This window comes from Clostridioides sp. ZZV14-6345, assembly GCF_020657775.1.
In the GTDB taxonomy this organism is placed as follows: Bacteria; Bacillota; Clostridia; order Peptostreptococcales; family Peptostreptococcaceae; genus Clostridioides; species Clostridioides difficile_D.
Genome location: NZ_JAGWCX010000176.1, coordinates 1 through 462, shown reverse-complemented (window position 1 = coordinate 462; position 462 = coordinate 1). Strand labels below are relative to the sequence as shown.

1 rRNA gene is annotated in these 462 nt (G+C 50.0%); it reads left to right on the top strand.

Annotated elements, in window-relative coordinates:
- A 23S ribosomal RNA gene (locus KGF39_RS19495) occupies window positions 1-462 on the top strand; the annotation flags it as partial.

The following is a 462-nucleotide window of genomic DNA, read 5'->3' as shown; positions in this document are numbered from 1 at the left end:
GCGTTGAAAAGCTCGGGGATGACTTGTGGGTAGCGGTGAAATTCCAATCGAGCCCGGAGATAGCTGGTTCTCCCCGAAATAGCTTTAGGGCTAGCCTCAAGGTGAGAGATACGGAGGTAGAGCACTGAATGTCCTAGGGGGTATTGCACCTACCGAAGACTATCAAACTCCGAATGCCGTCATCTTATACTTGGGAGTCAGACTGTGGGTGATAAGATTCATAGTCGAAAGGGCAACAGCCCAGATCGTCAGCTAAGGTCCCTAAATGTAAGTTAAGTGGTAAAGGATGTGGGATTGCACAGACAACCAGGATGTTGGCTTAGAAGCAGCCACTCATTCAAAGAGTGCGTAATAGCTCACTGGTCGAGTGATCCTGCGCCGAAGATTTCCGGGGCTAAAACTTACTACCGAAGCTACGGCATCAGCAATGATGGGTAGGGGAGCTTCCCATACGGGTTGAAG